The sequence below is a fragment of the Thauera sp. WH-2 genome (assembly GCF_048321015.1).
In the GTDB taxonomy this organism is placed as follows: domain Bacteria; phylum Pseudomonadota; class Gammaproteobacteria; order Burkholderiales; family Rhodocyclaceae; genus Thauera.
Map to the genome: position 1 here is coordinate 1 of NZ_JBLWFG010000023.1, position 2,209 is coordinate 2,209.

Consider the following 2,209-nt stretch of genomic DNA (forward strand, 5'->3'; position numbering starts at 1 on the left):
TGTCAGGCGACACCGTAAATTGCCCCCCTAGCGACACGAGGAACTGACCCCTCGTTCGCAAGGAGGCCACTGTTGGAAACGAAGCACATCGAGGTGAATCCTGTACGCCGTCTGGTTTGCGGAGTGCGGGAGATGTTGGAGCCGGAGGCGGTCACGACGATCGTTCGGTTGGGGCAGTCAGGGTGGGGCGCGAAGCGGATCGCGAGGACGTTGGGCATCGCGCGCAACACGGTGCGGCGCTATCTGAATGCAGGCGGGCCGGTGCCCTACCGACAGCCGCAGCGCGACAGCGTGCTGGGCGGTCATGAAACATGGCTGCGGGAGCGTTTCCTGCAGCACCGGGGCAACTGCGACGTGGTGCGTCAGCAGTTGAGCAAGGAACTCGGGATCGACACGAGCCTGCGCACGGTCGAGCGCGCGTGCCGAGGGTTCCGCCAGGAGCTTGAAGCGAGCCGCCGTGCGACGATCCGCTTCGAGACCGCGCCGGGCGAGCAGATGCAGATCGACTTCGGCCAGACGCGTGTGCTGATCGGCGGCGAGCCGGTGCGGGTCTTCCTGTTCGTGGCGACGCTGGGCTTTTCGCGCCGGGGGTTTGCATGCGCGTTCCGGCACGAGCGCCAGAGCGCGTGGTTCGCCGGGATCGAGGCGGCGTTTGCGCATTTCGGCGGACGGCCGCAGACGCTGCTCATCGACAACGCCAAGGCGCTGGTCGACAAGCACGACACACAGACGCGCCAGGTTCGGCTCAACAGCCGCTTCGAGGCGTTCTGCCGGCATTGGGACATCGCTGCCCGGGCATGCGCGCCGTTTCGCGCCCGCACCAAGGGCAAGACCGAGAACGGCGTGGGCTACGTGAAGAAGAACGCCATCGCCGGTCACGCCTTCGAGAGCTGGGCGGCGATGGAGGCGCACCTGGCGCGCTGGCAGCGCGAGGTGGCCGATGTGCGCATCCACGGCACGACAGGTGTCACGCCCGCTGAGCGCTTCGAGTTGGAGCGAGAGCACCTGCACCCGATTGCCGGAGTCGCCCCCTTCCTGCAGGTGCGTGAGCTCGTACGCCGGGTCAATGCCGAGGGCTGCATCGAGCTCGACACCAACGCCTACAGCGTGCCGTGGCGCTTGATTGGCGAGACCGTCACGGTCGTCGTCAGCGGCGACACCGTGGCGGTCGAGTACGCCGGCGAGGAAGTGGCTCGCCACGCGGAACTCTCCGGCAGTCGGGGGCGTAGCATCGAGCGCAGCCATCTGCTGGGTGGATCGCCGCCGCCGGCCGAGATCGAGGCGCCGCCGCCCACCGATGCGTTGCTGCGCCCGCTGGCCGAATACGAAGCGCTCGTCGGAGGAGGCTGGTGATGCTCGAACCCGAACGACTCGACGAATTGCTCACCCGGCTGCGGCTCACGGCGATCCGCGACCAGCTCGACAGTCTGCTCGACGAAGCCAGCCGGGCGCAGATGACGCTGCGCGAAGCGCTGCTGTTCCTGGCCGAGCGCGAGGTCGCCCGGCGCGACACCCGGCGCATCCAGATGGGCATGAAGCTCGCCCGCTTCCCGTGCACACGCACGCTCGAAGGCTTCGACTTCGACGCACAGCCCTCGATCGATCCGGGGCAGATCCGGGATCTGTCCACCGGGCGCTGGATCGGCCACGGTCAGGCCTTGTTGCTGCTCGGCCCGCCGGGCGTGGGTAAGACGCACCTGGCGGTCGCACTGGGGCGCGAAGCGGTGGATCGCGGCTATACGGTGCTCTTCACCTCGGCGGCGGCGCTGATGGCCGGGCTGACGAAGGCGCACGCCGATGGCCGGCTCGAGGAGAAGCTGTTGCAGCTCTCGAAGCCCAAGCTGTTGATCATCGATGAACTGGGCTACCTGCCGCTCGAACCGGCGGCCGCGCACCTGTTCTTCCAGCTCGTGTCGCGGCGCTACGAGCGGGCCAGCATGTTGATCACCAGCAACCGGCCGGTTGGCGAGTGGGGGCAGGTGTTCGGCGACGCGGTCGCCGCCACCGCTATCCTCGATCGGCTGCTGCACCACAGCCAGGTCATCACGATCCGGGGCGACAGCTACCGGCTGCGCGACAAGCGCCGCAGCGGCCTTCTGCAGAAGGCCGCTGCCCCCACCCCTACCCCGATCACGTCGGAGAGTTGATTAACCCAGGGAGGGTCAATTCCAGATGTCGTCAGGGGGTTAAATCTTCGTGTCGCTTGACA

At 67.6% G+C, this 2,209-nt stretch carries 2 protein-coding genes; both read left to right on the top strand.

All coding sequences use genetic code 11. The annotated features are described in order from the left end of the window. Positions 1–132 precede the first annotated feature (132 nt). Entirely contained in the window at positions 133–1,353 is a 1,221-nt protein-coding gene (istA, locus tag ACNKW1_RS15675) for an IS21 family transposase (protein WP_418365507.1), read from the top strand. Beyond that, a complete protein-coding gene (istB, locus tag ACNKW1_RS15680; RefSeq protein WP_418365506.1) occupies positions 1,353–2,147 on the top strand; it encodes an IS21-like element helper ATPase IstB in 795 nt (264 codons plus the stop codon). The genes istA and istB overlap by 1 nt, the downstream gene beginning before the upstream one ends. The last annotated feature ends 62 nt before the right edge of the window (positions 2,148–2,209 follow it).